Below are 25,269 nucleotides of genomic sequence, written 5' to 3' on the forward strand. Positions count from 1 at the left end.
TGTCCGGGCCCGGTGCCCCCGTCCGGCGTCCGCGCGCCGGGCGGGGGCACGCCCATGTCACGTTTTCCGGTGGCTGCCCGGTCCATCTGTCGGGTGCGGTCGCCGACGTCCGCGCCGCCGCCCGCCGAGAGAGGGGAACGACCATGGAGACCCTGACCGTTCGACGCGTCATCGCCGCACCGATCGAGGACGTGTTCGACTGGTGTGCCACCACCACCAACCACACCCGCTCCCCGCTCATCCTCCGGGCCCGGCTTGCCCGGCCGGGAGCCGACGCCCCGTACGGCGTGGGGGCGGTGCGGCTGCACACCTGGGCGATCGGCTGGTTCCGCGAGCGGGTCACCACGTACGACCGGCCGTACGGCTTCGACTACACGGTCGAGCGCAGCGTGCCGCCGTCCCGGCACGAACTCGGCCGGATGACCTTCACCGAGGTCGCCGGCGGGACGGAGGTCGTGTGGACGACCACCTTCCAGGTCCGCCTGCCCTTCGGCGCGGCCCTCACCCGGGCGGTGGCGAAGCCCGTCATCGCCCACACCTTCGGCCGGATCCTCGCCGCCGCCGACGCCGCGCTCACCGCGGGGCGAGCGGGCGGGGGTCGGCAGTAGGTTGTGATGATGACTGACTCCCTGCCGCCCGGCGGCGTTGTGTTCGACGCGGACGAACTGGATGCCCGGTGGGCGGACGCGTGGCGGCCGGAACAGGTCGCGGAGCGGTTGGACGGGCTCGGCACACCGTGGTGCGTCGCGGCGGGCTGGGCACTGGACCTGTTCCGCGGTGGGCAGTCGCGGCCGCACGGGGATCTGGAGATCGCGGTGCCGGCGGCGGGATTCCCGGAGGTCCGGGAGCGCTTCCCCGAGTACGTGTTCGACGCGGTGGGCTCGGGACGGGTCTGGCCGGCGGGGGGAGCCGAGGCGCTGGCGGCCACGCACCAGACCTGGCTGCGGGATCCGGCGAGCGGCCGGTTCCTGTTCGACGTCTTCCGTGAGCCGCACGACGGCGGGACCTGGATCTGCCGGCGGGACGAGGGGCTGCGGATGCCCTACGACACGGTCACCGAGCGGACGGCCGACGGGATTCCGTACCTGGTACCGGAGTTGGTGCTGCTGTTCAAGGCGAAGGCGGCGCGGCCGAAGGACCAGGCGGACTTCGACGGGGTGCTGCCGCTGCTGAGCCGGGCGCGGCGGGACGCGCTCGGCGGGTGGCTGCGGCGGGTGCACCCCGGTCATCCGTGGCTGGCGGAGCTGGGGGACCTGGCGGGGTAGCCCGGGGGCCGGGGTGCTGCGTCAGCGCAGCCCGGCAGGGCAGGGGAGGAGCGGCCAGGTGGGAGGTGAGCGGTGCACGTGCGGAAATTTCCGTCCGGATCCGGCTGGAAATGAGAGGCGGCCCCTCGCGCGGGTGAGCGCGAGGGGCCGGGCGGCCGGGCCGGGCGTGCGCCGGAAGTCGGACCGGCCGACTTCCGGCGTCATGCCTCCCGGTGGCGGGAGGCCCATTCCTGCGGGCCACCTGCTTGCCCAGGTCGGTCATGGCGCGGACCCAGGGGTTGTCCGAGGCCTCGGCCGGGGCGAGGAAGTCCGCGAACTCCTCGCGTTCCTCATCCACGTCGTAGACGGCCAGCGTTTCGAGTCGGAACGCCGTTCGCTTGAACGTCTCGAAGAGCCGGCCGAAGTGCTCACCTTTGAGCATGGACGTCTTCCTCCAGGGGCGGCGTGGTGATTGTGACCTGTCTTGATGCTCCCGATCACCGGGGAACACGGTCAAGGACGCCATCTTTCGAGAACAGGAAAGCTGTTCGAATCCGCTCCCGCCCGGCGTGAACGTCGGGCGGGAGCGGGGGAGTTCAGGGGCTGGTGGTGATGGTGATCAGGTGGCTGGTCCAGTCGGTCATGTCGCCGACGTAGAGGGTGACGCTCCAGCTGTCGTTGCGGGAGAGGCAGTTGGTGACGCCCTCGCCGCCGCCGGGGCCGATGCAGAGCCGGATGAAGTCCCGGTGGGCCTCGCGGATGGGGAGGTCGCGGACGCGCTCCCAGAGGACGGGGAGGGCGTGGTCGAGGCTGGGGAAGTCGGTGGGGCGCATGATGCCGGCGATTCCGGCCCGGACGACGCTCACGCGGCGGCCGCCTCGGGGGAGATGTGGCACCAGACGAACTTCCCGACGCCACCCTCGCGCGGGCAGCAGCCCCACTGGGTGGCCAACTCCCTGACGAGCAGCAGGCCTCGGCCGCTCTCGGCGGTGGTGGAGGCGGGGCGGTACGAGGGCTCCTCGCCGTCGGCGTCGTGCACCTCGATGCGGAGCGTGTCGTCCGGGGAGAGCTGGAAGCGGACGAGGATGAGGAGGTTGTGCGGGGCGCGGCAGTGCCGGACGGCGTTGGTGACCAGCTCGCTGACCAGCAACTCGCCGGTGAAGACGAGGAGTTCGCCGGAGGGGTGGGGGAGGAGGAACTTGTGGAGCGCCCAGCGGGCGGCCCGGGGGGAGGAGCGGTGCCGGGGGAGCCAGCAGCTCCGCTCGATGGGGGCGGGTGAGGGGGAGAGGTCTTCAGGCATGGCAGGGCCACCTATGGGGTGTGCAGGTGAAAGCGGCTGAAGAGGGCATGGGGATGCCCGGTGAGTAGCCCACTGCGATCACGATGTGTCGATCAACAAGCTACGGTGAGTAGCATGCTCCTGGGGGCTTCCAAAGTGCAAGTCCCTACTTTGGAAGTGATCAAAGATTGTTGCGGCGGGCCTGGGGCGGCAGACTGACTGCGCACAGAAGCGGGGAGGTCACGCGTGCCGGTGAACAGGAATCCGACCGTCCGACAGCGGCGGCTCGCTCGAACTCTCAAAGAGATGCGGCTTGCTGCGGGAATGACGATTGCCCAATCGGCCAGACAGCTCGTCTGCGCCGAGAGCAAGATCAGTCGGATCGAGGCAGCGCAGTCCGGAATCAGGCTCGTCGATCTTCGGCTGCTGCTCGACCTCTATGGAGTGGTGGATCAGGCGACGCGCGGTCAGCTGGAGGACCTGTCTCGGGATGGACGTCTGCGTGGCTGGTGGGACAGGTATTCCGACACCCTGTCGCCGCTGTATGCCGACTACATCTCATTGGAGGCCGATGCCTCCGACGCCTACAGCGTGGAGACCTTCCTGATCCCGGGCCTCCTGCAAACGGAGGACTACACCAGGGCCGTCGTGCGGGCGCAGATAGAGGATGCCGACGATGGACAGGTGGAGAGGCTGACCAAGGTCAGGTTGGAGCGGAGGTCGGTGCTGGCTCGCGAGTCTCCGCTGCGGCTGTGGGTCGTGCTCTCAGAGTCCGCGTTGAAGCACCAGGTCGGTGGGCGGGCGGTGATGCGGGAGCAACTCGACTATGTGGTCACCATGGCGGACCGCTCGAACATCAACATTCAAGTGCTGCCGGAGGAATCGGATGTTCATGCCGCGCTCTTCGGGCCACTGGTGATCCTCAGCTTCCCTGAGAGCACTGAGACGGACGTCGTGTACGTGGACAGCCTCCTCAGCACCCTCTACATCGAGGAGCCGGGCGAGGTCTTCAAGTACTCCAACCTGTTCCGCCGGGCGTTGGCCGAGTCTCTGCCGCGCAAGGAATCGATCGCGCTCATCAAGCGCATTGCGAAAGGAAGGTACAGCGATGAGTAGCACCCCGCAGGGTGCGGCCGCTGTCGACCTCATCTGGCGAAAGTCATCGTTCTCAGGGGCTCAGAGCAACTGTATTGAGATCGCGGCTGGTGTCACCGAGGTTGTGCCGGTGCGTGACTCGAAGGATCCGAACGGGCCGGCGCTGCTCTTCCCGGCCGAGGCCTGGGCCTCGTTCCTCTCCGGGGTCAAGTCCGGAGACTTTCCGACCGGCTGAAACATCAGCGGTGCCCCGCACGGGCTGTGGCCGTGCGGGGCACCGCTGATGTCGTATCTGCTGGCTTAGAAGTCGTCGTCGAAGGCGACCGAGCCCTCGACGGCCACCTGGTACGCCGACACGCGACGCTCGAAGAAGTTGGTCAGCTCCTGGACGTTCTGGAGCTCCATGAAGCCGAACGGGTTGGTCGAGCCGTACCGGATCGGCAGGCCCAGCCGCGCCAGGCGCTGGTCGGCCACGGCCTCCAGGTACTCGCGCATCGAGTCGGTGTTCATGCCGGCCAGACCGTCGCCGCACAGGTCCTGGGCGAACTGGAGCTCGGCCTCGACGGCCTCCTCCAGCATCTCCGTCACCTGCTTCGCCATCTCGTCGTCGAAGAGGTCGGGCTCCTCCTCGCGCACGGTGTCGACCACCGACATGGCGAAGTCCATGTGCATGGACTCGTCGCGGAACACCCAGTTCGTCCCCGTCGCGAGACCGTGCAGCAGACCGCGCGACCGGAACCAGTACACGTACGCGAACGCGCCGTAGAAGAACAGGCCCTCGACGCACGCCGCGAAGCAGATCAGGTTGAGCAGGAACGCCCGGCGATCTTCCTTCGTCTGCAACGAGTCGATGTGGTCGACCGCGTTCATGTACTTGAAGCAGAACTGCGCCTTCTGGCGGATGGAGGGGATGTTCTCCACCGCCGCGAAGGCCGCGTTGCGGTCCTCCGGGTCGGGCAGGTAGGTGTCCAGCAGCGTCAGGTAGAACTGGACGTGCACGGCCTCCTCGAACAGCTGACGCGACAGGTACAGCCGCGCCTCCGGGGAGTTGATGTGCTTGTAGAGGCTCAGCACCACGTTGTTGGAGACGATCGAGTCACCCGTCGCGAAGAACGCGACCAGTCGCCCGATGAGGTGGCGCTCGCCCTCGCTGAGCTTCGCCAGGTCGGCGACGTCGGAGTGCAGGTCCACCTCCTCGACGGTCCAGGTGTTCTTGATGGCGTCCCGGTACCGGTCGTAGAACGACGGGTAGCGCATCGGGCGCAGGGTCAGCTCGAAGCCGGGGTCGAGCAGCATCTTCTGGCGGTCGTCGGACATTACTGGCAGGCCTCGCAGGACTCGGGGTTCTCCAGGGAGCAGGCGATGGCGGCTTCCTGCTCCGGGGTGAGGGTCGGACTGTTCACGGGCACCGGCGCGGGCGCGGGCGCGGCGGCACGTGCGGTGCCGGACGCGGCCTGGGCGATGCGGGTGGCCGGGCGCGAACGCAGGTAGTAGGTGGTCTTGAGACCGACCTTCCACGCGTAGGCGTACATCGAGCTGAGCTTGCCGATGGTCGGCGCCGCCATGAACAGGTTCAGGGACTGGCTCTGGTCCAGGTACGGCATGCGGGCCGCGGCCAGGTCGATCAGCGCGCGCTGCGGCAGCTCCCAGGCCGTGCGGTACAGCGAGCGCACCTCGGCGGGCAGCCAGTTCAGCTCCTGCACCGAGCCGTTGGCGTCGCGCAGCGCGTCGCGGGTCTGCTGGTCCCAGACGCCGAGGTCCTTGAGCTCGCGCACCAGGTACGGGTTGACCTGGAGGAACTCGCCGGACAGCGTCTCGCGCTTGAACAGGTTGGACACCTGCGGCTCGATGCACTCGTACACGCCGGCGATGGACGCGATGGTCGCGGTCGGCGCGATCGCGAGCAGCAGCGAGTTGCGCAGGCCGGTCTCGGCGATCCGGGCGCGCAGCGCGGTCCAGCGGTCGGCCCACTGCGGGGCGGCCGTCGGGAAGTGGTCGATGTGCAGCTCGCCGCGGGCCGCGCGGGTCTCGCCGTACGCCTCGTGGCGGCCGAGCTGCTCGGCCAGGTCGGCGGAGCGCTCGTACGCGGTGAGCATGATGCGCTCGGCGATCAGCGTCGAAAGGGCCTTCGCCTCGGCCGAGTCGAAGTCGATCCGCAGCTTGAAGAAGACGTCCTGGAGGCCCATCACGCCGAGGCCGACCGGCCGCCAGCGGGAGTTGGAGGTGCCGGCCTCGGTGGTCGGGTAGAAGTTGATGTCCACCACGCGGTCGAGGAAGGTGACGGCGGTGCGCACGGTGGCGTCCAGCCGCTCCCAGTCCATCGCGCCGGCGAGGTCGCCGGCGGAGGCCCCGGCGGCCACGTGGGCGCCCAGGTTGACCGAGCCCAGGTTGCAGACGGCGGTCTCGGAGTCGTCCGTGACCTCCAGGATCTCCGTGCACAGGTTGGAGGAGTGCACGGTGCGGCCCGGCAGCGCGGTCTGGTTGGCGGCGCGGTTGGAGGCGTCCTTGAAGGTCATCCAGCCGTTGCCGGTCTGCGCCAGGGTGCGCATCATGCGGGCGTACAGGGTCTGCGCCGGGATGGTGCGGACGGCCTTGCCGGCCTGCTCGGCCTTGAGGTACGCCTCGTCGAAGTCGGCGCCCCACAGGTCGACCAGCTCCGGCACGTCGGCCGGGGAGAACAGCGACCAGTCCTGGTTGGCGTTGACCCGGCGCATGAACTCGTCCGGGATCCAGTGCGCCAGGTTGAGGTTGTGGGTGCGGCGGGCCTCTTCGCCGGTGTTGTCGCGGAGCTCCAGGAACTCCTCGATGTCGGCGTGCCAGGTCTCCAGGTAGACGCAGGCCGCGCCCTTGCGGCGGCCGCCCTGGTTGACGGCGGCGACCGAGGAGTCGAGGGTGCGCAGGAACGGCACGATGCCGTTGGACTTGCCGTTGGTGCCGCGGATCAGGCTGCCGCGCGAGCGGATGCGCGAGTAGGACAGGCCGATGCCGCCGGCGTGCTTGGACAGCCGGGCGATCTGCGCGTAGCGGTTGTAGATCGAGTCCAGGTTGTCCAGCGGCGAGTCGAGCAGGTAGCAGCTCGACATCTGCGGGTGCCGGGTGCCGGAGTTGAAGAGCGTCGGCGAGGAGGTCAGGTACTCCAGGCGGCTCATCAGGCCGTACAGCTCGGCCACCTCGCGCACCGACTGCTCGCTGTCGCCGACCGCCAGGCCGCACGCGACGCGGAGCAGGAAGTGCTGCGGGGTCTCGATCACCTTGCGGGTGATCGGGTGGCGCAGCAGGTAGCGGGACTGCACGGTGCGCAGGCCGAAGTACTCGAAGCGGTCGTCGCCCTCGGGGTCGATCAGCGCGTCCAGCGCGGCGGCGTGCTTGGCGACGAAGTCGGCGGTGGCGTCGCCGATCAGGCCCTCGTCGTGGCCGACGGTGATCGAGGCCGAGAAGGACACCGAGCCCTGGCTGTTCGCCTCGTCGACGATCTCCAGCGCGAGCAGCCGGGCGGCCAGCTTCGAGTACTGGGGGTCCTCGGCGATCATCGACGCGGCGGCGTCCACGGCCAGCCCGCGCAGTTCGGCGAAGTCCGAGCCGGCGTGGCGGCCGCGCAGCGCGGCGGCGGCGACATGGCCGGGGTCCACCTCGGTGAGGTCGACGCTGCGGTCGGTGAGCAGCCGCAGCAGGGCGCCGCCGGGGTCGGAGACCGTCGGGTCGGTGAAAACGGTACCGGTGCCCTGGGCGGGCAGGGTGGCTGAGGCTGCGGTGGTCAAGGCGCTCTCTCCTGGCGGCGATCGGCGGCTGTGATCGGGGGGCCACCGGGCCGATGGGGGCAGGGGAGCACGGCACGAACGCACACGGCGTCGCGCGACGGTTACTCCCCGGCCCGCCCGCGAGGCCCGGAGGGGTACTGCTCGTGCTGGCGCGGCCTCTGCGGGAGGGCCGTGGCGCACACTGTCCGGCAGGTAATCGGACTCGCGGGCACGGCTGCTGGAGCCGCCCGCTCACCGCTGCGGGGCAGTCCCGGATTCGCACCGGGTTCCCCTGCGTCGACAGCAGAAGCGAGCATACATGTTGTGCCGCCGGACTGCGGTGGCACCATATGTTGTGGCTGTCGTGTCGCGGGTGTGGCTGAGCGGGGTGGCCCGTCAGTGCTTCAGATAGACCTTGTACGTGCTCGAATCACCGGTCGGTGAGGTGAATTGGGCGACCAGCCGGTAGTGTCCGGCGGCGGTCAGGGCGTCGCTCAGGGCCCGGTCGGTGGCCTTCGGCGCGGTGCTGTCGAGGACGACCACGGTGAACCAGCCGTCCCGGATCGCGGCCACGCTGCCGGCGTCGCCGTGGTGCTGCACCCCGGCGCCGTCGCGGTAGTCCGTGCCGGCCCGCGCGGAGACCCACTGCTCGGGTCGGGAGACGCCGCCCAGGTAGTACTCGGCGAGTCCGTCGACCTCGGTGAGGTAGCGGCCCTGGGGCTCCGCGTGGACCCGCAGGACGGCCAGCAGGCGGCCGGAGTCGGGCCCGTTCTGGTAGCGCAGGGCGGACTGCTCCAGGCCGAGGGCGAGCAGCGCGACCCAGACCAGGATGCCCAGCTGGGGGTGGCGGAAGTGGGCGCCGACCAGCCGGGTCAGGCCGACCCCGGCGAGCGGGGCGGCGAGCAGCATGCCGTAGCCGAGGTGGCGGAACAGCGCGCCGGAGGTGCCGGTCCACAGGTGGGCGGCGGGGACCAGCAGGGTGGTGACGGTCAGGACGGCCCCGAGCAGGGCGCGCCGGCCCCGGGTGGTGGGGACGGCGTCCTTCTCCGGCGCGTCGTGCTCGTTGATCTGCTCGTGGCGCGCGTAGGCGATGGTGCCGGCCACCGCGAGGACGGTGAACAGGCCGGCCCACTGGAGCGTGCCGAGCAGGATCGAGCCGGCTGAGCCGGGGGCGTTGCCGCGCGAGGGCGACCACCCCGCGACCCTGCCGAGGGTGCCGTACGGGAGCAGCAGCAGGAGGGTGCCGGCGCCCGTCAGCAGCGCGCGCAGGGCTGCTGGTCCCGGCCGCTGGTACGGCCGGGCGCAGGCGAACGCGAGGGCGACCAGGGCGGGGACGGCGAAGGCCGCGGAGTAGGCGACGGCGCAGGCCAGCGCCGTGGGTGGGGCGGCGAGCAGGGCCAGGGCCGGATGCCGTCGGGCGGTGAACACGGTGGTCCAGGCCGCGACGGCGACCAGCAGGACGGCGAGCGACTCGGGTGCGGCGTAGAAGCCGACCACGACGGTGGACTGGAGGACGGCGTAGACGGCGATGGCGCAGATGGCGACCCGCTCGTTGAACAGCCGCCGGGTCAGCGAGTACAGCAGGACGGTGGTGACCAGCGCGAAGCCGAGGCTGAGCAGCCGGGTGCCCCAGATGCCACCGGCGTTCGCGGCGGCGCCGGCCAGTGGCGGGTAGAGCCAGGGCGAGCCGTGCACCCGGTCGACCAGGTCGGTGGTGACCGGGGTGCCGTGCAGCAGGTGGGCCAGCTGCCGGCGGCCGGAGACCATGGCGGCGGCCTCGTCGGGGTGGGCGGCGGCCAGCAGGCGCAGCGAGAGCGCGGCCTGGACGGTGAGGACGGCGCCCAGCAGGCCGCGGGCGATCCAGCGGCGGCGCGGGCTGGGGCCCGGGTCCCAGCTGATCGCGGGGACCTGCGGGATGGTGTACGGGGCCAGTTCTATGTTGTCGGGGTTGTCCACCGCCACGGCCGTGCGGGGCCCGGCGGTGTCCGGTCCCGGCTCGGCGGTGTCCGGTCCTGGTTCGGCGGGTTCGGGCTCGGCGGCCCGGCGGCGGCGGGCCGCGCGGCCGTGCGGGACGGAGGGGAACTCGGACTCAGTGCTCATCTGGGGTTCCGGATGTCGAAGCCGTAACGGGGGTCGGACACGCGCTGCTTGAACGCGGCGAGGGTGTCCGGGACGGCCTCGACCCGCCAGTCCGCCCGCTTGACGATGTTGAACCAGACGAAGCCGACGACGTCGTCGTGCGCCTCCAGGCCGGAGAACAGCTGGTCGACGTCCGCGCGTTGGCGCTTGCCCTGCTCGGAGGCGGTCTCGCTGATGAAGAAGGGCTTCTTGGAGAAGCCGCGGATCTCGGCCATGGTCGGCCCGTACAGCGCCTCGAAGGTCTTCGGCCCGGTGCGGGTGAAGTAGCCGGTCATGCCCGCCCAGTCGACGTAGGTGTCGCCGGGGTAGTACGGCGCCAGGCGGGTGTTGGGCGCGGGGTCGGTGATGTTGGGGCTCCAGACCCAGATCACGTTGGTGGCGCCGGCCTGGTCGAAGATGTCGTGGACGTGGCGCCAGGCGGCCACGAAGTCCTCGGGGGTGGCGGCCTGACGGCCCCACGGGTACCAGTCGCCGTTCATCTCGTGGGCGATGCTGATGGCGATCGGCAGGTTGAACCTGGCGACGGACTTGGCGACGCCGCGCACGTAGTCGTCGGTGTCGCCGGCCGCGATCGAGGCGAGCGAGCGGTCGTGCGGTTCCCAGGCCATGAAGGGCAGTGCCCCGGCCTCGTGGATCCGGCGTGCGCCGGCGGTGTCGAAGCCGCCCTTCCAGTGGGCGTAGAACTCCAGGACGTTGGGCTGCTTGCCGATCGCGGCGCTGTAGCCGGGCAGCGCGTCCATCGTGGCGGGGACGTCGGGCAGGGCGGCGCCGAGGTACTTGTGGTCGGGCTTGAGCAGCGGCGTGACGTCGTACGGGACGCCGGCCGGCAGGGCCCTGGGCGTCCCGGCAGGCGCGCTCGGCGCGGCGCCCGGGGCCGTGCCGGGGGCCGTCGCGGGGGCGGCGCCGGGAGTGGCCGCGGCGGCGGGCCGGTCGAGGCCCTCCTGCATGGCGAAGCCGGGGTCCTCGGGGCCGCACCCGGTGGCGAGCAGCAGGCCGGCGGCGGTCAGCAGCAGGAGCGCCGGCCGGCGACGGAGCCGGCCGGCCCGTCGGAGGTGGGCGGGCATGGCGATCACACTGCTTCCGTGGGGCGCGGCTGGACGAGGACCCGGCCGACGATGGTGGCGTAGAAGAGGCCGGAGGCGAGGACGAGGGCGAAGTTGAGCGGGCCCATGGTGAGCATCCGCCAGATGCTCAGCAGCACCCAGAGCAGGGCCGTGCCGCCGCCCCAGACGATGACGCCGGTCCAGAACCGGCGGGTCTTGTTCTTCTTGGCGCCGGTGGAGCCGGTCGGCTGCCAGGCCATCCGGTTGCGGCGCAGGATGTCCCAGATGGCGAAGACGTGCGCCCAGCCGTACATCATGCGGGCGGCCCAGGCCTCCAGCCGGTAGGGATTGCGGTGCCAGAGCGGGAAGATGACCGTCGCGTAGATCAGCCCCGGCAGCACCAGCGCGGTGTTCTCCCAGCGGATCAGGTCGGGGCGGGCGAGCAGCAGGACGATCGGGATGAGCGGCGAGACGAGGGTGAACAGCGCCGTGTGGATGTAGTAGAAGAAGCCGGACAGGTAGCAGGCGCGGGTGACCGGCCGCAGCTTCGTCTGCCAGAACTTCTTGCTGGCGAGCAGGCTCATCGAGCCGGTGCACCAGCGGTACTGCTGGTTGAAGAAGCCGCCGACGTTGTCCGGGCAGACGCCGGTCGCCAGCGCCACGGGTATGTACTGGAGGTCCCAGCCGAGGCGGCGCAGGTCGAAGCCGGTGTGCACGTCCTCGGAGTGGCCGATCAGCGTGGTGCCGCCGTTCTCCTCCAGCGCCGCGCGCCGGTACACCGCGCAGCTGCCGACGCAGATGGCGCCGTCGCTGCGCTGCCGGGAGACCTGGACGGTCCGGTAGAACAGCTCCTGGACGGCTCCGGCGCCGCGTTCGATCCAGTTCTGCGAGTCCAGGATGCGGAAGAACTGCGGGGACTGGACGATGCCGAGGCGCGGGTCGGTCTCCAGGTAGGGGAGCGTCTCGTTCAGCAGGTCCGGCCGGGGCGCGAAGTCGGCGTCCAGGATGAGGATGTAGTCGCCGTCGGAGTTGCGGAAGCCGAACTGGAGGTTGCCGGCCTTCTTGAACCAGCCGAGCTTGTCGCGGGTGCCGTACACGAACCCGAAGTCGACGGCCATCTGCGCGAGCTGCGGGCTGTTGCTGTCGTCGAGGACGTACGGGGTGACGTCGCCCGGGTACTGGTCGCGCAGCCGGGCGACGTGGGTCCAGGTGTTGTGCAGCACCTCGATGGGTTCGCCGGCGACCGGCAGGAAGACGTCGACGGTCGGATAGTGCTCGGGCTGCCAGGACTTGACCAGGGCTCGGTGGGCGGAGAGGTCGAAGGTCTCGTTGAAGCCGTGCACCCAGCGGGAGATCAGGTAGTAGACGACGGTGAAGGCGAGCGGCGGTATGAAGAACAGGAACCACGGCGTCGCGCTCAGCAGGCCGATCTCGCTGGCCACCATGCAGGCGAAGCTGATGAGGGAGAAGCAGGTCAGCACCCACAGGTTGGTGCGGGCGTAGAGGTACTTCTCGGTGTTGTCCGGCGGTTGGGGGAGCAGGCCCCAGCGGTTGCGGGCGGCCGGATCGCGCCGGTTCCGGCGTCGTGAGGCGGGCGGCTGACCGCTTCCCGCGCGTCGCGCGCTCTCGGTGACCGTCACGTGCTCTACTCCCCCGGAACCGTATCGAGTCTGAACCGTCCCCGTGCGGCGGCCGTTGTCGGCCGGGCGAGAGGGGGGACGGCAGGATCGTACGGGACCGGTCGCTCCCCGTTCGCTTCCCCCTCTTACGTGGGCTGTCCGGAACCGATATCGAGTTCCGATCGTGATGTGAACGAGCGTGAGGTGAACGGCAGTGCGGCCGGGGCGCTTGTGTACGGTTGTCCGCTCGACGGGCGAGGACGGTTCGGGGAAGAGTGATGATCATCGAGGAGGGCACGGCCGGGCGCCTGGCGCGGAGCCTGCGGGCGGTCGCCGCGTTCGGCGCGGTCGCCGTACTGCTGGCCGGGTGCAGCGGCGAGGTCGGGGCGGTGGAACCGCCGGCCGCCACGGCGGCGGTGACGCCGGGCCCCGGCATCTGCTCGACCGCCCAGGAGCCGTTCCCCAAGCTGGCGATGGACGGCGGCACCAAGATCCTCGAACCGAACCCGTGGAACACCGCGGGCACGGTCTGCGTGGACCCGGTCGGGGACACCGGGTTCACGGTCTCCCGGATCGACGGCTTCGTCCCGAAGAACCCGCTCGCCCCGGGCGCCTACCCCAACGTCTCCACCGCCCCGGGCGCCGGCGGACTGCCGGTGCCGGTCAGCGCGCTCGGCGACGCCACCGCCGACTGGGACGCCAACGGCCGGGTGAGCGGCTCCTTCAACCTCTCCTTCGACCTCTGGTACGGCTCCAGCCCGGCCAACTGCCTGCCGGGGGAGAGCGCCGAGGTGATGATCTGGCTGGACGCCACCGACAACGTGCGGCCGGCCGGTGAGAAGGTGGCGGACGCCCAGCCGTTCGGGGACGCGACGTACCACGTCTACCAGGCGCCGGTCACCGGCCCGCACAGCGTGATCAGCTACGTGCGCACGTCGCCCACCCACACCACCCGCGGCCTCAACCTGCGGCTGTTCACCGCCGACGCGATGGCCCGCGGGTACGTCCCCAAGGACTCCTACCTGTGCCGGGTGCAGGCGGGCTTCGAGGTCTGGAGCGGCGGGACCGGCCTGCGCAGCGACTCCTTCGCCTTCCACAACCGGGTCGGCCTGCCGGCCGGCGAGGTCCCGGCGGGCGCGCCCGGGATCTGCCTGCGGCACGGCGGCGGCGGGCTCGCCGGCACGCCGGTGACCGTCGGGTCCTGCGGCGACCAGGCCGTCTCGACCGGCTGGACGGTGGGCAACGACGGTTCGCTGCGCGGGGGAGCGGCCTGCCTGGCGGCGGGCGCCGACCGCTCCTCGGTGACGCTGGCCGAGTGCACCGCGGGCCCGGCGCAGCGCTGGGTCACCGCCCCCGGGCAGCGGCTGAGGAACCAGGGCACCGGGCTGTGCCTGGGCACCGCGGGCGGCGCGCTCGCGGACGGTACGGCGGTGCTCCTGAGGCCGTGCGCGGACACCGTCTCGCAGCGCTGGAAGCTGCCGTACAACGGGGTGGCGTGAGCGGGGCCCGGTGAGCCGGCGTCGGGTGCCGCGGAAGGCGGCCGCACTGACGATTCGTCCGCGCACCCCCCATGGGCGTGTCGGGGCGGATGCCCTAGCATTCGGGCCATGAGCGATCGACCGGTACCGAGTGGCGAGCCGGGTCAGCCGTCCACGCCACCGCAGCAGGCACCGGCCGGGGGGGCCGCTCCGGCCACCGGTGTGCCACCGCAGTCCCCGAGCGGAGCCTTCGGCCCCGCGTCCGGCTACGGGCCGCCGCCGCCCGCTGCTCCCTCGCAGCCCCAGCAGATGACGCCGTATCCGGTCCCGCAGCCGGTGCCGCCGGTGCCCCAGCCGGGCGGCGGATCCGCCCCGGTGGTGCCCGGGCCGGTGCAGCCGGGGCCGGTGGCGCCGCAGCAGGCGCAGCCGCCCGGCGTGCCGCTGCCCGGACAGCCGCCGGTGCCGCAGCCCCTCGGCGGGCAGCCCTTCGGCGGGCAGCCCTTCCCGCCCGCCCCGCAGCCGCCGGGCCCGCAGGGGCAGGCCCCGCAGCCCGTGGCGCACTGGCAGCAGCAGGGCGGCTTCCAGCCGTCGGCCCCCGCGTCCGGCGGGCCGGCCTCCTCGTCCGCGACGCCGAACTGGGAGGCGCTGGCCGAGCGGAACGAGCAGGCGGCCAAGCGCGGCCGCCGGCTCAAGCTGGTCGGCGGGCTGACCGCCGTGGCGGTGCTGGCCGCCGCCGGTGGCGGCGGGTACTGGTACTACCAGCACGACAAGGACAAGAAGCCGCCGGTCCACGCCACCGGCACGCCCAGCCCGAAGGCCTCCAGCCCGTCGGGTCCGTCCAGTCCGTCAGGTCCGTCGAGTCCGGCGGGCGCGCCGGCCGGCAAGGGCATCGACAGCCCGCCGACCGTCGGCTCGCTGCCCGCGAAGAAGGGCCCGTCGGCGCTGAACCTGGGCGCCGACGCCAAGCAGGGGACGATGGCCGGCTTCTCCGGACAGGTCCTCAAACTGCCCAGCGGCCCGGACTCCTTCGCCTCGACGTCCGCGTCGGTCGTCGACGTGAGCAAGAGCTTCACCGTCTCCGCGCGGGTGCTGGTCGACGTGCCCAACGGCAACCGCAGCGCGATCAGCCAGGGCGACGGCCAGTACTACGCGTACTCGCTGGGCCGGGCCTCCAACAACGGGCACGACCAGTGGTACTTCAAGGTCCAGGTGCCGGGCGGCGGTTCGGCGATCGCCTGGTCCAAGGGCGACGCGACGCCCAACCAGTGGGTGCTGCTGACCGGGGTGTACGACGACCCGTCGGGCCAGCTCACCCTGTACGTCAACGGCGCTCCGCAGTCCTCGGCCAAGTCGGCCGGGGTGCAGCCGAGCGGCACCAACTCGCTGCAGGTGGGGCGGCTGAGCTCCAACTCGCAGTGGGCCGACCCCTGGCACGGCGCGGTGGCCGACATCCAGGTGTGGGACCAGGTGCTGCCCGAGGCCGACATCGTCAAGATCGTGGCCGGCCCGAGCTCGCCGCCGTCCGTCGCGCCGGTCGGTGCCTGGCTCGGCGGCTGACCCCGCCGGGCGGTGCCGCGGTCCGGTGAAGCCGGTCCGCGGAGCCCGCCGCAGGGCCGACCGGCCCTCGTGAACCTCCGGCCGCCGCCCCCGGCAGTGTGGGGCGGCGGCCGATGCGCGCCCCGGGGCGTGCGCCCCCGTCGGGGCGCGTCCGGATGCGAAGTCCCAGATGAGGAGCAGTACTGATGAGCGCGGACGGCCGCTGGATCCGGCCCGAGTCCACCCGCAAGCCCGTCCTCGGTGGGGCCGGGCCGGCCGGGACGGCCCTCGGCGAGCGTGCCCGCACGGCCGCCGGGCCCGCCCCGGCCGACCGGCGCCGCCGCAGGCCGGGCCCGCCCCCGGTGCCGCACCCGGCCCGGCCGGTCCTGCGGGCGGACTGGCTGCCGCTGCTGGCCGTGCTGCTGGTGCAGGCGGCGCTCTCGTACCACCTGATCCTCAGCAACACCGCCTTCATCGACGAGGGCACCTACATCTACGCCGGCTACCAGGAGGTCGCGCACCTGCGGCACGGCACCCCGGTGTCGACGTACGAGACGTTCTTCTCCGGCTCCCCGCTGATCTACCCGGTGGTGGTGGCCGTCGCCGACTTCCTCGGCGGGCTGAACGGCGCCCGGCTGCTGAGCCTGGCGTTCATGCTCTCCGCCACCGTGGCCGTCCACCTGGCCACCCGGCGGCTGTACGGCTCGCTCGCGGCGTTCTGCGCGGCGGCGGCCTTCGCCTCGCTCGGCCCGACCCAGTTCCTCGGCGGCCTGGCCACCTACGACGCGATGGCGCTGGCGGTCCTCGCCTGGGCCGGGTACTTCGCGGTGCGGCTGACCACCGGCGGCGGGTACCCGAGCCTGGTCGCCTCCGGGCTGCTGCTGGCGCTGGCCGGCGCCACCAAGTACGCGGCGCTGCTGTGGGTGCCGGTGGTGGCGGGCATCGCGGTGCTGGCCGGGCCGCGCGGCTCGCTGCGCGCCCGGGAGGCCTGGCGGCGCGGGCTGCTGCTCCTGCTCACCTTCGTGGTGGCGGTCGGCGCGGTGGCGCTGGCGGCCGGCGAGAAGTACGTCAACGGCTTCAACCACACCACGCTCAAGCGCGCCCCCGGCCACGACTCGTACTCCTACGTGGCCTCGGAGGCCGCCCGCTGGGTCGGTCCGCTGCTGGTGGTGGCACTGGCCGGGGTGCTGGTGCAGCTGGTGCGGGCGCGGCGGCGCGGCGGCGCGGCCTGGCCCGAGTTCTGGCTCGCCACCCTGCTGCTGCTGGCCGGGCTGATGGCGCCGGTGAACCAGATCCGCATCCACACCTGGCTGTCGCTGCAGAAGCACGTCGACTTCGGCGCCTGGTTCTCCTGCATCGTGGTGGGCCTGGTCCTGGCCCGTACGGTGCTGTGGCTGAAGGGCCGGCTGCACCTGGTGGCCGGGGTCGCGGCCGCCACCCTGGTGGTCGGCCCGCTGGCCTGGGTGGGCGCGGCCCAGGGCCGGGAGATGAACGGCGAGTGGTCGAACTCGACGGAGTTCGTCGCCGCGCTGGAGCCGTACATCGTCAAGGGCGAGGACCGCTACCTGGTCGAGAACTACAACGTCCCCGCGTACTACCTGCGCAAGCAGACGAACTGGCAGCAGTGGCACGACCTGGTGGCCGTCTTCCGGCGGGACCCGGACACCGGTCAGATGCAGAACGGCGTGCCCGCGATCCAGGCCGGCATCCAGGCCCACGAGTGGAAGGTCGTGGTCCTGGACTTCACCCAGACCGCGGCCGTCGACAAGGCGATCCAGCCCACCCTGAAGGCCGCCGGGTACCGGGTGGTCACCGTGGTGACGAGCGGGAAGCACGGCCGGTACACCGTCTACGTGGCACCCGGGTACGACAAGAAGCAGTGAGGCGCGGCGGGAGGCGGTGACGGGCGCCCGCGGCCCGCTCAGAACGCCATGGTGTAGACCATCAGGTCCAGCCCCGGGTACGGCGACCAGTCGCGCCCGGGGGTGCGCAGGAAGCCGACCCGCTCGTAGATCCGGTGGGCGGTGGTCATCTCGGGGCGGGTGGAGAAGGCCATGCCGGCCAGGCCGAGTTCGCGGCTGCGGGTGACGGTGGCGCGCACCAGCGCCTCGCCGACACCGCGGCCGCGGGAGGCGGCGGCGGTGGAGAGCATCCGTATCTCGCCCTCCCGCGGGGAGGCGATGTCCGCCCACTCGGTGCCGCCGACGGCGAAGGTCACGCAGCCGAGGACGCCGGCACCGGCCGGGTCGACGGCCACCAGGAGGTCGGCCTCGCGGGCCCGTCGTGCGGCGTCGCGCAGCAGCTCGACGTAGTCGCTGGTGGGCTGGGTGAAGCCGTCGCCGACGAAGGCCTCGACGGTGATCCGGCCGGCGTCGTCGAGGTCCTCGGGGAGGGCCTGGCGGATGAGGAAGTCCATCGGGCCAGTGTGCCGGAACCCCGTGCGGCGCGGACCTCCGGGGTCGGGCGGCCCGGGGCGGCGGAGCGGTCACCGGCCACCGGCCCGTCAGTCCTCCCTGGTCGCCAGGTGCTCGACCCCGTTCCAGCCGTCCGGCCGCAGCCGTCCCTCCTGGGCCCGCCAGAGGCTGGTGGAGCAGTTGTGCACCGGCCCGAGCGCGGTGAGCTGCTCCTCGGTGAGCCGGTCCAGCGCGTAGCGGAGCATCAGCACCGTGCAGTCGTGCGCGACCAGCAGGACGGGCCGTCCGGCCTCCTCCTCGCACAGGTCCCGCAGCACGCTGCGCACCCGCAGCGCGACGTCGGCCCAGGACTCGCCGCCCGGCGGGCGGTAGTACAGCTCGCCCATCTTGCGCCGGCGGGCCGCCTCCTCCGGGTGCTTGGCCTCGATCGCGGCCTTCGGCAGCATCTCCAGGACGCCGAGTTCGCGGTCGCGCAGCCGCTCGTCGTAGCGGACCGCGAGGGTGACGGGAACGGCGCCGAGCCCGGCGGCCTGGGCGAGCGCGATCCTGGTGGTCTCGGCGGTGCGCGCGTACGGCGAGCACCAGACGCTGCGCGGGCGGTCGGCGCTGGGCAGTCCGGCCCACCAGTGGCCGAGCGCCTGGGCCTGCTGCCGGCCGTGCAGCGACAGCGGGATGTCGGCGTCGCGGCAGCTGATCGGGACGCTGAGCGCACCGGTGGCGTCGGCCAGCTGGAACTCGACGTTGGCGGTGGACTCGCCGTGCCGGGTGGCGATCAGCACGGACGGCAGCCGGCCGGCCGCCACCGGGCGGTGGGCGGTGGCGTGGAGGTGCGGGTTCTGGGGGGTGACGTGCTGCTGGTGCTGGCTCTGGGTGGACTGGTGCTGGCCGTTGAGGGTGGTGCCGAGTTCTGCCATGGCCGCGAGCTCCCCGTGGTCGATCAGGTTCCGGCCGGATGCCGGTCCGGTCTGGTGGTGCCCGGCGTGCACGCCTGTTCATACATATGATCGCGCCGCCTTCTCCAGTGTTCACGGAGAAGGCGGCGCGATCACAGGGCGCGTACCGGGCGAATCAGTGCGCCGCTACAGGCTCCGGCGCGTTCTTCGGCTCCTCCTCGCCGGCCTCGGCGCTGTAGTCGGACGGCCTGGTCTCGTCCGGGCCGTCCGGCGCCTTGAGCGCCCGCAGCACCAGGGTGAGCGCCACCGCGACGAGCAGGTTGAGCACGAAGGCGGTCAGGCCGATGTAGCCGATCTCGCCGATGCCGGGGATCCCGGCCGCGCTGCCGCCGAAGTGCTTGGTGGCCGGGCTGGCGATCCCGTACGCCTTCCAGGTGCCGTACGCCATGCCGGCCGCCCAGCCGGCGAACAGCGCCCAGTGGTGGAACCAGCGGGTGAACAGGCCGCCGACGATCGCCACGAAGGTCTGGAGGATCCACAGCCCGCCCAGCAGCTGGAGGTTGATCGCGGCCTGCTTGTCCATGCCGAGCACGAAGATCAGCGCGCCGACCTTCACCAGCAGCGAGACCAGCTTGGCGATCCGGGTCTCGTCGGCGGGGGTGGCGGCGGGCCTGAGCCACTCCTTGTAGACGTTGCGGGTGAACAGGTTGGCCGCCGCGATGGACATGATGGCGGCCGGCACCAGCGCGCCGATGCCGATCGCGGCGAAGGCCACGCCGGTGAACCAGTCGGGGAACATGTCGGCGAACAGCCGCGGCACCGACAGCTGGGCGTTGAACCCCTTGACGCCCTTGCCGACGCCCGCCGCGATCGCCATGAAGCCGAGCAGCGCCAGCAGGCCCAGCATCAGCGAGTAGGCGGGCATGATCGCCATGTTGCGGCGCACGGTGTTGCGGGACTTGGAGGCCAGGACGCCGGTCACCGAGTGCGGGTACATGAACAGGGCCATCGCCGAGCCGAGCCCGAGCGTGGCGTACGTCCACTGCTTGTTCTCGGGGATGGTCAGCGAACCGGCCTTGGCCTCCTTGAAGTGCTGCGCGGCCGAGTCGAAGACGTGCCCGTAGCCGCCGAGCCGGATCGGGATGTAGATCACCGCGACGATGATCACGATGTAGACCAGGGCGTCCTTGACGAAGGCGATCAGCGCCGGGGCGCGCAGGCCGGAGGAGTAGGTGTAGGCGGCCAGCACGCCGAAGGCCAGGAACAGCGGCAGGTCCTTGACGAACCAGTTGGCGTTCTCCCCGCCGCCGACGCCCAGTACGTCCAGCACGGCCTGGATGCCGACGAGTTGCAGGGCGATGTACGGCATGGTGGCCAGGATGCCGGTGAGCGCGATCACCAGGGACAGCGGCCGGGAGCCGTACCGGCCGCGCACGAAGTCGGCCGGGGTCACGTAGCCGTGCACCCGGGAGACCGACCAGAGCCTGGGCAGGAAGAGGAAGACCAGCGGGTAGGCGATGATCGTGTACGGCACCGCGAAGAAGCCCGCCGCGCCGGTCGCGTACACCGCCGCCGGGACGGCGACGAAGGTGTACGCGGTGTAGAGGTCGCCGCCGAGCAGGAACCAGGTCACCCAGGTCCCGAAGCTGCGGCCGCCCAGGCCCCACTCGTCCAGGTGCGCGGCGTCGCTCGCGCGGCGCCAGCGCGAGGCGAGGAAGCCCATCACGGTGACCAGGACGAAGAACAGCACGAAGACCACGAGGGCCGGCACGTTGACGTCCCTCATCGCGCACCGCCCTTCCGGGCCGCCGTGCGGGCCTTCTCGTCCCGGTTGATCAGCAGGTAGGCGGCGACGGTGAACACCGCCGACACCGGCACCCAGAGCAGCTGGTACCAGTAGAAGAAGGGCACCCCGGCCACCGCCGGGTCGCTCTTGCTGTAGGAGGACACCCAGAGCATCGCGACGATCGGCACGAGCAGGGCGAGACCGGCCAGTACCCGCTCGGGCGTCACCGCGGGGACGGGCCTCCCGGGTGGCTCGGGCATGACATCTTCGACGGCAGGGTGATCAGAGGGCATCTTTCGGCTCCGCTCCGGAGGGGTTCCCCGTCGGCGCCGCAGCCCGGCCGGCGCGAAGCCGTACGAGCCCGCCGAGCAGCACCATCGGTGATCGGCAGTCAGATCGGTACGGCTGCGCAATCTAGAGCATGGGGTGATCCGTGTCACCGGAGTTGACGCAACTTCCCACCAGACGGACGTAACCGACCGGTGTGCGCCGTCGAAGGGCGCAAAGGAGCCGTCGGCGAGGGCGCGGAAATACGTTGTCATGGCAACGGAAAAGGATTCGCCGTCGCCGGACGTCGTCAAGCTGTCGGCGCGCAACGCAGAAGGCACCGGCGCGCGAGTCGCGTGCGCCGGTGCCCGAAGTGCGGTGGGGGAGTGCGGTTACTCCGGACGCTTCAGTCGGGTGATGAACTTGTAGCGGTCGCCGCGGTAGATCGAGCGGACCCACTCGACCGGATCGCCCTCGGCGTCGAAGGAGTGCCGGGAGAGCTGGAGCATCGGCAGGCCGAGGTCGGAGCCGAGCAGGCCGGCCTCGCGCGGGTTGGCCAGGGTGGTCTCGATGGTCTCCTCGGCCTCGGCCACGGTGACCCCGTACACCTCGCGCAGCGCCGCGTACAGCGAGTTGTGCCTGGCCAGGTTGCGGCGCAGGGCCGGGAAGCGCTTGGCGGACAGGTGGGCGACCTCGATGGCCATCGGGTCGCCGTTGGCCAGCCGCAGGCGCTCGATCCGCAGCACCCGGCCGCCGGGCTTGATGTCGAGCAGCGGGGCGAGCCGGTCGTCGGCGGTGATGTAGCCGATCTCGATCAGCCGGGAGGCGGGCTCCAGGCCCTGGGCCCGCATGTCCTCGGTGTAGGAGGTGAGCTGGAGGGCCTGGGCGACCTTGGGCTTGGCCACGAAGGTGCCCTTGCCCTGGATGCGCTCCAGCCGGCCCTCGACGACCAGCTCCTGGAGGGCCTGGCGCACGGTGGTGCGCGAGGTGTCGAACTGGGCGGCCAGGGCACGCTCGGGCGGCACCGGGGTGCCGGCGGGCTGGGTCTCGGTGAGCTGCAGCAGGTGCCGCTTCAGGCCGTAGTACTTGGGGACGCGCGCGGTCGGGTCGGTGCCGGCCTGCGTCGGGAGGTTGTTCACCTCGGGGCCGTTGACCTGGGCCGTGGTTCCCCCGTCGCTGCTCATCGGACCTGTTCTCCCGCTTCTCGCGAGGCCTTCGCCGACCCCGCCACATCGTTAACGGCTCACATCGTTGCATGTATGGCTACGGAACGAATACCTCATCACGCGATGAACGATGTGCGGTGTCGGCTTGATAACGGGTGGTCGAGATCGGTCGAACAGCCGTTGACAGGCCCATTGGTCTAGGCCAAGCTCCAGGCATCTGGTCTACACCACTAGACCGGTCACTATGAATCCCCCCACCCGTTCGAAGGGGTCGGCGGCACCTTTCCCCCCGCTTTGTGTGGGTCTGCCGCTACCGTCCGACGGGGGCACCCAGGCATCCCTCAGGAGGATGGCGTGAAGCGTCAGCTCATCGCGGCGGTCGGCGTCGCAGCAATGGTCGTCGGCCTGGCGGCTTGCAGCTCGGACGGCAAGGACAGCGGCGGTTCGTCCTCGGCGGCCAAGAACTACGACGGCAAGACCCTGACCGTGTGGCTGATGGACGGCTCGGCCCCCAAGGGCTGGGAGGAGAGCGTCAAGGCCGACTTCGCCGCGGCCTACCCGGGCGCCAAGCTCGAGGTCCAGACCCAGAAGTGGAACGGCATCGGCCAGAAGGTCACCGCCGCCCTCTCCGAGGGTTCGGTGGACGTCCTGGAGATCGGCAACACCCAGACCGCGGGCTACGCGGCCACCGGTGGTCTGCTCGACATCACCAAGGACAAGTCCGACCTGGGCGGCGCCGACTGGGCCGCCAACCTGAACGAGTCCTCGATCATCGACGGCAAGCAGTACGCCGCCCCGTGGCTGTTCACCAACCGCGTGGTGACCTACAACAAGGACATCTGGGCCAAGGCCCAGATCGCCGCCCCGCCGAAGACCCTGGAGGAGTTCTACACCGACCTGGACAAGGTCAAGGCCGTCTCCGGTGTCAGCGACGCCCTCTACATGCCCGGCCAGGAGTGGTACGTCTACTTCGGCCTGCTGACCAGCGAGGGTGGCAAGGTCGCCAAGAAGGAAGGCGACAAGTGGGTCGGCGGCCTGTCGAGCCCCGAGGGCCAGAGGGCGTTCGAGACCTACAAGAAGCTGCAGAGCCACTCGGTCACCGCGCCGAAGGACAAGGACGAGGCCACCCCGCAGCAGAAGGACCTCTTCGCCAAGGGTGACATCGGCACCATCATCGGCCTCGGCTGGGAGATCCCGAAGCCCGAGGAGCTGGCGGCCGACAAGATCGGCTACTTCGCCCTCCCCGGCGCGACCGCGGACAAGCCGACCAGCGTCTTCCTCGGCGGCTCGAACCTGGCGATCGCCCAGCAGAGCAAGAACCCCGAGCTCGCCAAGGGCTTCCTGAAGATCGCGATGAGCGACAAGAACGAGGGCCTCATCGCCTCCTCGGGCCTCATCCCGAACAAGGTCTCGCTCAACAGCAAGGTCACCGGCGACTTCGCCAAGGCCGCCCTGCCGGCCTCCGCCAACGGCGCGACCACCCCGAACGTTCCGACCTGGACCAACGTCGAGAACGAGCCGAACCCCATCAAGGAGTTCCTGACCGCGGCGCTGACCGGCGACCCCGTCGCCGCGGCCAAGAAGGCCGACGACGAGATCGCGAAGCGTCTCAACCAGAAGCAGTAAGGCAGTTGAGCGGCGTCGCTCACCGGCTCCCGGCGGGGGGTCGGTGGGCGGCGCCTTCCGTCGTGGTCGGGTTTGCAAGGAAGAGAGAGCGATGGCTGCGCAGTCGGAACGGGTGCAGACACAGTCCCCGGAGTCAACGAATTCCGTGGTGGCGTCGACAGACAGGTCCACCACCCCCGGTGCCGAACGCACCCCGAAGAGGAGCGGCAGACCATCGGACAGGCCGAGTACGGCGTCCAGGTTCGCCCCCTACCTGCTGCTGCTGCCGGCCCTCGCGGCGACGCTCGTCCTGCTGATCTGGCCGCTGATCGAGACCGTCGTGGTCTCGTTCCAGAACCTCAACAAGCGGCAGTTCATCCAGCACCTGACCGAGTGGAACGGCTTCGCCAACTACACCGACCAGCTCGGCAACTCCGAGTTCTGGGCGATCACCCTGCGCACGGTGATCTTCACGGCGGTCAACGTCGTGCTGATCATGGTGTTCGGCACACTGATCGGCCTGCTGCTCAACACCCTCGGCAAGGGGATGCGGCTGCTGCTCTCGGTCGGCCTGCTGCTGGCCTGGGCGATGCCGGTGGTCGCCGCGACCACCGTCTACACCTGGCTCTTCGACCAGCACTTCGGCGTCGTCAACTGGTTCCTGGACAAGCTGGGCTGGCACTCCATGGCCACCTTCAACTGGACCAGCGGCCAGTACTCCACCTTCTTCGTGATCATCCTGCTGATCGTGTGGCAGTCCGTCCCGTTCGTGGCGTTCAACATGTACGCGGGCCTGACCACGATCCCCAAGGAGCTCTACGAGGCCGCCCGGATGGACGGCGCCGGCTCGGGCAAGATCTGGACCTCGGTGATCTACCCGATCATGAAGCCCTTCCTCCTGGCCACGACCTTCCTCGAGGTCATCTGGGTGTTCAAGGCCTTCACCCAGGTCTACCTGATCAACAAGGGCGGCCCGGACGGCCTGACCCGCACCCTGCCGGTGCACGCCTTCCTGGAGGGCATCGGGTCCCAGCGCTTCGGCGTCGGCTCCGCCATCGCGGTGCTCACCATCCTGATGCTGGGCGCGCTGATGGCCTACTACTTCCGCATCATTCTCAAGCAGGAGGACGAGCTGTGAGGCGCTCGCTTTTCGGACGCACCTGGCCGAACGTGATCGCGGTCGTCCTCTTCGTCTTCTTCATCTTCCCCGTCTACTGGATGTTCTCGACCGCGTTCAAGCAGAACAAGGACATCGTCAGCCGGGACCCCGTCTTCCTGCCGCTGAACGGCACGTTCGAGCACTTCGACCGGGCCGTGCACGTCCCGCACTTCTGGACGTACGTCACCAACAGCCTGATCGTCACCGTCGGCGCGGTGGTCGGCTCGCTGCTGATCGCCACCCTGGCCGCCTTCGCGATCGCCCGGATGCGCTTCCGCGGCCGCAAGAGCTTCGTCCTCGTGGTGATGGCCGCCCAGATGGCGCCCTGGGAGGTCATGGTCATCGCGGCCTACCTGATCGCCCGCAACAACGACATGCTCAACAGCCTGGTGCCGCTGACCGCCTTCTATCTGATGATGGTGCTGCCCTTCACGATCTGGACGCTGCGCGGCTTCATCGCCGCGGTGCCGAAGGAGCTGGAGGAGTCGGCCATGGTGGACGGCTGCACCCGCACCCAGGCCTTCGTGAAGGTCATCTTCCCGCTGCTCGCCCCCGGTCTGATGTCGACCTCGCTGTTCGGCTTCATCACCGCGTGGAACGAGTTCCCGTTGGTCAACATGCTGAACAAGAAGGAGGCGGCGCAGACCCTCCCGCTCTGGCTCTCCTCCTTCCAGACCGCGTTCGGCACCGACTGGGGCGCGACCATGGCCGCGTCCACCCTGTTCGCCGTGCCGATCCTGATCCTGTTCATCTTCCTGCAGCGCAAGGCGGTCAGCGGCATGACCGACGGCGCCGTGAAGGGCTGAGTC

The 25,269-nt window shown here is 70.9% G+C and carries 22 protein-coding genes, 1 pseudogene and 1 riboswitch; of the genes and pseudogenes, 10 read left to right on the forward strand and 13 right to left on the reverse strand.

Annotated elements, in window-relative coordinates:
* Nucleotides 1-143 precede the first annotated feature (143 nt).
* Both ACZ7C5_RS15220 and ACZ7C5_RS15225 read left to right on the forward strand, forming a co-directional pair.
* The gene (locus tag ACZ7C5_RS15220; RefSeq protein WP_401083413.1) at nucleotides 144-608 is read left to right on the forward strand and encodes an SRPBCC family protein; all 465 of its coding nucleotides are present in this window, start codon (nucleotides 144-146) and stop codon (nucleotides 606-608) included.
* Between the two features lie 9 nt (nucleotides 609-617).
* A complete protein-coding gene (locus ACZ7C5_RS15225; RefSeq protein WP_401083415.1) occupies nucleotides 618-1,265 on the forward strand; it encodes a nucleotidyltransferase domain-containing protein in 648 nt (215 codons plus the stop codon).
* Between the two features lie 253 nt (nucleotides 1,266-1,518).
* On the opposite strand, the pseudogene ACZ7C5_RS15230 reads toward ACZ7C5_RS15225, so the two are convergent.
* From ACZ7C5_RS15230 to ACZ7C5_RS15240, 3 genes and pseudogenes are all read right to left on the reverse strand, one after another.
* A pseudogene (locus ACZ7C5_RS15230) lies at nucleotides 1,519-1,770 on the reverse strand (DUF6879 family protein); the annotation flags it as partial.
* Nucleotides 1,771-1,840: 70 nt separating this feature from the next.
* On the reverse strand, nucleotides 1,841-2,110 hold the full coding sequence (locus ACZ7C5_RS15235) for a hypothetical protein (protein WP_470322727.1): 270 nt from the start codon (nucleotides 2,108-2,110) through the stop codon (nucleotides 1,841-1,843).
* On the reverse strand, nucleotides 2,107-2,544 hold the full coding sequence (locus tag ACZ7C5_RS15240) for an ATP-binding protein (RefSeq protein ID WP_401083420.1): 438 nt from the start codon (nucleotides 2,542-2,544) through the stop codon (nucleotides 2,107-2,109). The genes ACZ7C5_RS15235 and ACZ7C5_RS15240 overlap by 4 nt, the downstream gene beginning before the upstream one ends.
* A 225-nt stretch (nucleotides 2,545-2,769) precedes the next feature.
* Here ACZ7C5_RS15240 and ACZ7C5_RS15245 point away from each other — a divergent pair, with 225 nt between their 5' ends.
* Together ACZ7C5_RS15245 and ACZ7C5_RS15250 are read left to right on the forward strand one after the other, a co-directional pair.
* Complete coding sequence (locus ACZ7C5_RS15245; protein WP_401083422.1) at nucleotides 2,770-3,639, forward strand: helix-turn-helix domain-containing protein; 870 nt, start codon at nucleotides 2,770-2,772, stop codon at nucleotides 3,637-3,639.
* Entirely contained in the window at nucleotides 3,632-3,853 is a 222-nt protein-coding gene (locus ACZ7C5_RS15250) for a DUF397 domain-containing protein (protein ID WP_401083424.1), read from the forward strand. The genes ACZ7C5_RS15245 and ACZ7C5_RS15250 overlap by 8 nt, the downstream gene beginning before the upstream one ends.
* 65 nt (nucleotides 3,854-3,918) lie before the next feature.
* Here the strand turns inward: ACZ7C5_RS15250 and ACZ7C5_RS15255 are convergent, their stop codons facing one another.
* The 5 genes from ACZ7C5_RS15255 to ACZ7C5_RS15275 all read right to left on the reverse strand — a co-directional run bounded on the left by ACZ7C5_RS15255 (nucleotide 3,919) and on the right by ACZ7C5_RS15275 (nucleotide 11,982).
* On the reverse strand, nucleotides 3,919-4,935 hold the full coding sequence (locus tag ACZ7C5_RS15255) for a ribonucleotide-diphosphate reductase subunit beta (RefSeq protein ID WP_188299268.1): 1,017 nt from the start codon (nucleotides 4,933-4,935) through the stop codon (nucleotides 3,919-3,921).
* Nucleotides 4,935-7,352 carry a ribonucleoside-diphosphate reductase subunit alpha gene (locus ACZ7C5_RS15260; protein ID WP_401083744.1) on the reverse strand — a complete coding sequence of 806 codons (2,418 nt, stop codon included), beginning with the start codon at nucleotides 7,350-7,352 and terminating at the stop codon, nucleotides 4,935-4,937. Before ACZ7C5_RS15260 ends, ACZ7C5_RS15255 begins: the two co-directional genes overlap by 1 nt.
* A gap of 194 nt (nucleotides 7,353-7,546) precedes the next feature.
* A riboswitch (cobalamin riboswitch) is annotated at nucleotides 7,547-7,705 on the reverse strand.
* 46 nt (nucleotides 7,706-7,751) lie between these two features.
* Nucleotides 7,752-9,455, reverse strand: a complete 1,704-nt coding sequence (locus ACZ7C5_RS15265; protein WP_470322728.1) for a glycosyltransferase family 39 protein — start codon at nucleotides 9,453-9,455, stop codon at nucleotides 7,752-7,754.
* Nucleotides 9,452-10,558: a glycoside hydrolase family 26 protein gene (locus ACZ7C5_RS15270; RefSeq protein WP_401083428.1), complete on the reverse strand. Its 1,107-nt coding sequence runs from the start codon at nucleotides 10,556-10,558 to the stop codon at nucleotides 9,452-9,454. Before ACZ7C5_RS15270 ends, ACZ7C5_RS15265 begins: the two co-directional genes overlap by 4 nt.
* Before the next feature lie 5 nt (nucleotides 10,559-10,563).
* Complete coding sequence (locus ACZ7C5_RS15275) at nucleotides 10,564-11,982, reverse strand: glycosyltransferase family 2 protein (protein WP_470322781.1); 1,419 nt, start codon at nucleotides 11,980-11,982, stop codon at nucleotides 10,564-10,566.
* 452 nt (nucleotides 11,983-12,434) lie between these two features.
* On the opposite strand from ACZ7C5_RS15275, the gene ACZ7C5_RS15280 reads away from it, so the two are divergent.
* The 3 genes from ACZ7C5_RS15280 (at nucleotide 12,435) to ACZ7C5_RS15290 (ending at nucleotide 17,053) form a co-directional block, all read left to right on the forward strand.
* A complete protein-coding gene (locus ACZ7C5_RS15280) occupies nucleotides 12,435-13,655 on the forward strand; it encodes a GH12 family glycosyl hydrolase domain-containing protein (protein ID WP_401083430.1) in 1,221 nt (406 codons plus the stop codon).
* A gap of 108 nt (nucleotides 13,656-13,763) precedes the next feature.
* The gene (locus ACZ7C5_RS15285) at nucleotides 13,764-15,191 is read left to right on the forward strand and encodes a LamG domain-containing protein (RefSeq protein ID WP_470322729.1); all 1,428 of its coding nucleotides are present in this window, start codon (nucleotides 13,764-13,766) and stop codon (nucleotides 15,189-15,191) included.
* 185 nt (nucleotides 15,192-15,376) lie between these two features.
* Nucleotides 15,377-17,053, forward strand: a complete 1,677-nt coding sequence (locus tag ACZ7C5_RS15290) for an ArnT family glycosyltransferase (RefSeq protein ID WP_401083434.1) — start codon at nucleotides 15,377-15,379, stop codon at nucleotides 17,051-17,053.
* Nucleotides 17,054-17,091: 38 nt separating this feature from the next.
* On the opposite strand, the gene ACZ7C5_RS15295 is transcribed toward ACZ7C5_RS15290, so the two are convergent.
* The 5 genes from ACZ7C5_RS15295 to ACZ7C5_RS15315 form a co-directional block, all read right to left on the reverse strand.
* Entirely contained in the window at nucleotides 17,092-17,586 is a 495-nt protein-coding gene (locus ACZ7C5_RS15295) for a GNAT family N-acetyltransferase (protein WP_401083436.1), read from the reverse strand.
* Between the two features lie 87 nt (nucleotides 17,587-17,673).
* The gene (locus tag ACZ7C5_RS15300) at nucleotides 17,674-18,498 is read right to left on the reverse strand and encodes a histidine phosphatase family protein (protein ID WP_188300093.1); all 825 of its coding nucleotides are present in this window, start codon (nucleotides 18,496-18,498) and stop codon (nucleotides 17,674-17,676) included.
* Nucleotides 18,499-18,652: 154 nt separating this feature from the next.
* Nucleotides 18,653-20,263 (reverse strand): monocarboxylate uptake permease MctP, encoded by a 1,611-nt coding sequence (gene mctP, locus ACZ7C5_RS15305; protein WP_401083439.1) that lies wholly within the window; start codon nucleotides 20,261-20,263, stop codon nucleotides 18,653-18,655.
* A complete protein-coding gene (locus tag ACZ7C5_RS15310; protein ID WP_401083441.1) occupies nucleotides 20,260-20,523 on the reverse strand; it encodes a DUF3311 domain-containing protein in 264 nt (87 codons plus the stop codon). Before ACZ7C5_RS15310 ends, mctP begins: the two co-directional genes overlap by 4 nt.
* A gap of 399 nt (nucleotides 20,524-20,922) precedes the next feature.
* Nucleotides 20,923-21,714: a GntR family transcriptional regulator gene (locus ACZ7C5_RS15315; protein WP_223245170.1), complete on the reverse strand. Its 792-nt coding sequence runs from the start codon at nucleotides 21,712-21,714 to the stop codon at nucleotides 20,923-20,925.
* A gap of 336 nt (nucleotides 21,715-22,050) precedes the next feature.
* Between ACZ7C5_RS15315 and ACZ7C5_RS15320 the strand changes: the two genes are divergently transcribed.
* From ACZ7C5_RS15320 to ACZ7C5_RS15330, 3 genes are all read left to right on the forward strand, one after another.
* Complete coding sequence (locus ACZ7C5_RS15320; protein ID WP_401083443.1) at nucleotides 22,051-23,322, forward strand: extracellular solute-binding protein; 1,272 nt, start codon at nucleotides 22,051-22,053, stop codon at nucleotides 23,320-23,322.
* A 91-nt stretch (nucleotides 23,323-23,413) separates the two neighbouring features.
* Nucleotides 23,414-24,439: a carbohydrate ABC transporter permease gene (locus ACZ7C5_RS15325; protein WP_401083445.1), complete on the forward strand. Its 1,026-nt coding sequence runs from the start codon at nucleotides 23,414-23,416 to the stop codon at nucleotides 24,437-24,439.
* Nucleotides 24,436-25,266, forward strand: coding sequence for a carbohydrate ABC transporter permease (locus ACZ7C5_RS15330; RefSeq protein WP_188300098.1), 831 nt, complete (start codon nucleotides 24,436-24,438; stop codon nucleotides 25,264-25,266). Before ACZ7C5_RS15325 ends, ACZ7C5_RS15330 begins: the two co-directional genes overlap by 4 nt.
* Nucleotides 25,267-25,269: the final 3 nt, after the last annotated feature.

It is taken from the genome of Kitasatospora sp. NPDC036993 (assembly GCF_055607525.1).

Excerpts from the sequence above, each read along its gene's own strand:
- ACZ7C5_RS15220 (WP_401083413.1), top strand. The coding sequence starts at position 144 with ATGGAGACCCTGACCGTTCGACGCGTCATCGCCGCACCGATCGAGGAC.
- ACZ7C5_RS15225 (WP_401083415.1), top strand. The coding sequence starts at position 618 with ATGACTGACTCCCTGCCGCCCGGCGGCGTTGTGTTCGACGCGGACGAA.
- ACZ7C5_RS15240 (WP_401083420.1), bottom strand. The coding sequence starts at position 2,544 with ATGCCTGAAGACCTCTCCCCCTCACCCGCCCCCATCGAGCGGAGCTGC.
- ACZ7C5_RS15250 (WP_401083424.1), top strand. The coding sequence starts at position 3,632 with ATGAGTAGCACCCCGCAGGGTGCGGCCGCTGTCGACCTCATCTGGCGA.
- ACZ7C5_RS15255 (WP_188299268.1), bottom strand. The coding sequence starts at position 4,935 with ATGTCCGACGACCGCCAGAAGATGCTGCTCGACCCCGGCTTCGAGCTG.
- ACZ7C5_RS15265 (WP_470322728.1), bottom strand. The coding sequence starts at position 9,455 with ATGAGCACTGAGTCCGAGTTCCCCTCCGTCCCGCACGGCCGCGCGGCC.
- ACZ7C5_RS15270 (WP_401083428.1), bottom strand. The coding sequence starts at position 10,558 with ATGCCCGCCCACCTCCGACGGGCCGGCCGGCTCCGTCGCCGGCCGGCG.
- ACZ7C5_RS15275 (WP_470322781.1), bottom strand. The coding sequence starts at position 11,982 with ATGGTGGCCAGCGAGATCGGCCTGCTGAGCGCGACGCCGTGGTTCCTG.
- ACZ7C5_RS15280 (WP_401083430.1), top strand. The coding sequence starts at position 12,435 with ATGATCATCGAGGAGGGCACGGCCGGGCGCCTGGCGCGGAGCCTGCGG.
- ACZ7C5_RS15285 (WP_470322729.1), top strand. The coding sequence starts at position 13,764 with ATGAGCGATCGACCGGTACCGAGTGGCGAGCCGGGTCAGCCGTCCACG.
- ACZ7C5_RS15290 (WP_401083434.1), top strand. The coding sequence starts at position 15,377 with ATGAGCGCGGACGGCCGCTGGATCCGGCCCGAGTCCACCCGCAAGCCC.
- ACZ7C5_RS15295 (WP_401083436.1), bottom strand. The coding sequence starts at position 17,586 with ATGGACTTCCTCATCCGCCAGGCCCTCCCCGAGGACCTCGACGACGCC.
- ACZ7C5_RS15300 (WP_188300093.1), bottom strand. The coding sequence starts at position 18,498 with ATGGCAGAACTCGGCACCACCCTCAACGGCCAGCACCAGTCCACCCAG.
- mctP (WP_401083439.1), bottom strand. The coding sequence starts at position 20,263 with ATGAGGGACGTCAACGTGCCGGCCCTCGTGGTCTTCGTGCTGTTCTTC.
- ACZ7C5_RS15310 (WP_401083441.1), bottom strand. The coding sequence starts at position 20,523 with ATGCCCGAGCCACCCGGGAGGCCCGTCCCCGCGGTGACGCCCGAGCGG.
- ACZ7C5_RS15315 (WP_223245170.1), bottom strand. The coding sequence starts at position 21,714 with ATGAGCAGCGACGGGGGAACCACGGCCCAGGTCAACGGCCCCGAGGTG.
- ACZ7C5_RS15325 (WP_401083445.1), top strand. The coding sequence starts at position 23,414 with ATGGCTGCGCAGTCGGAACGGGTGCAGACACAGTCCCCGGAGTCAACG.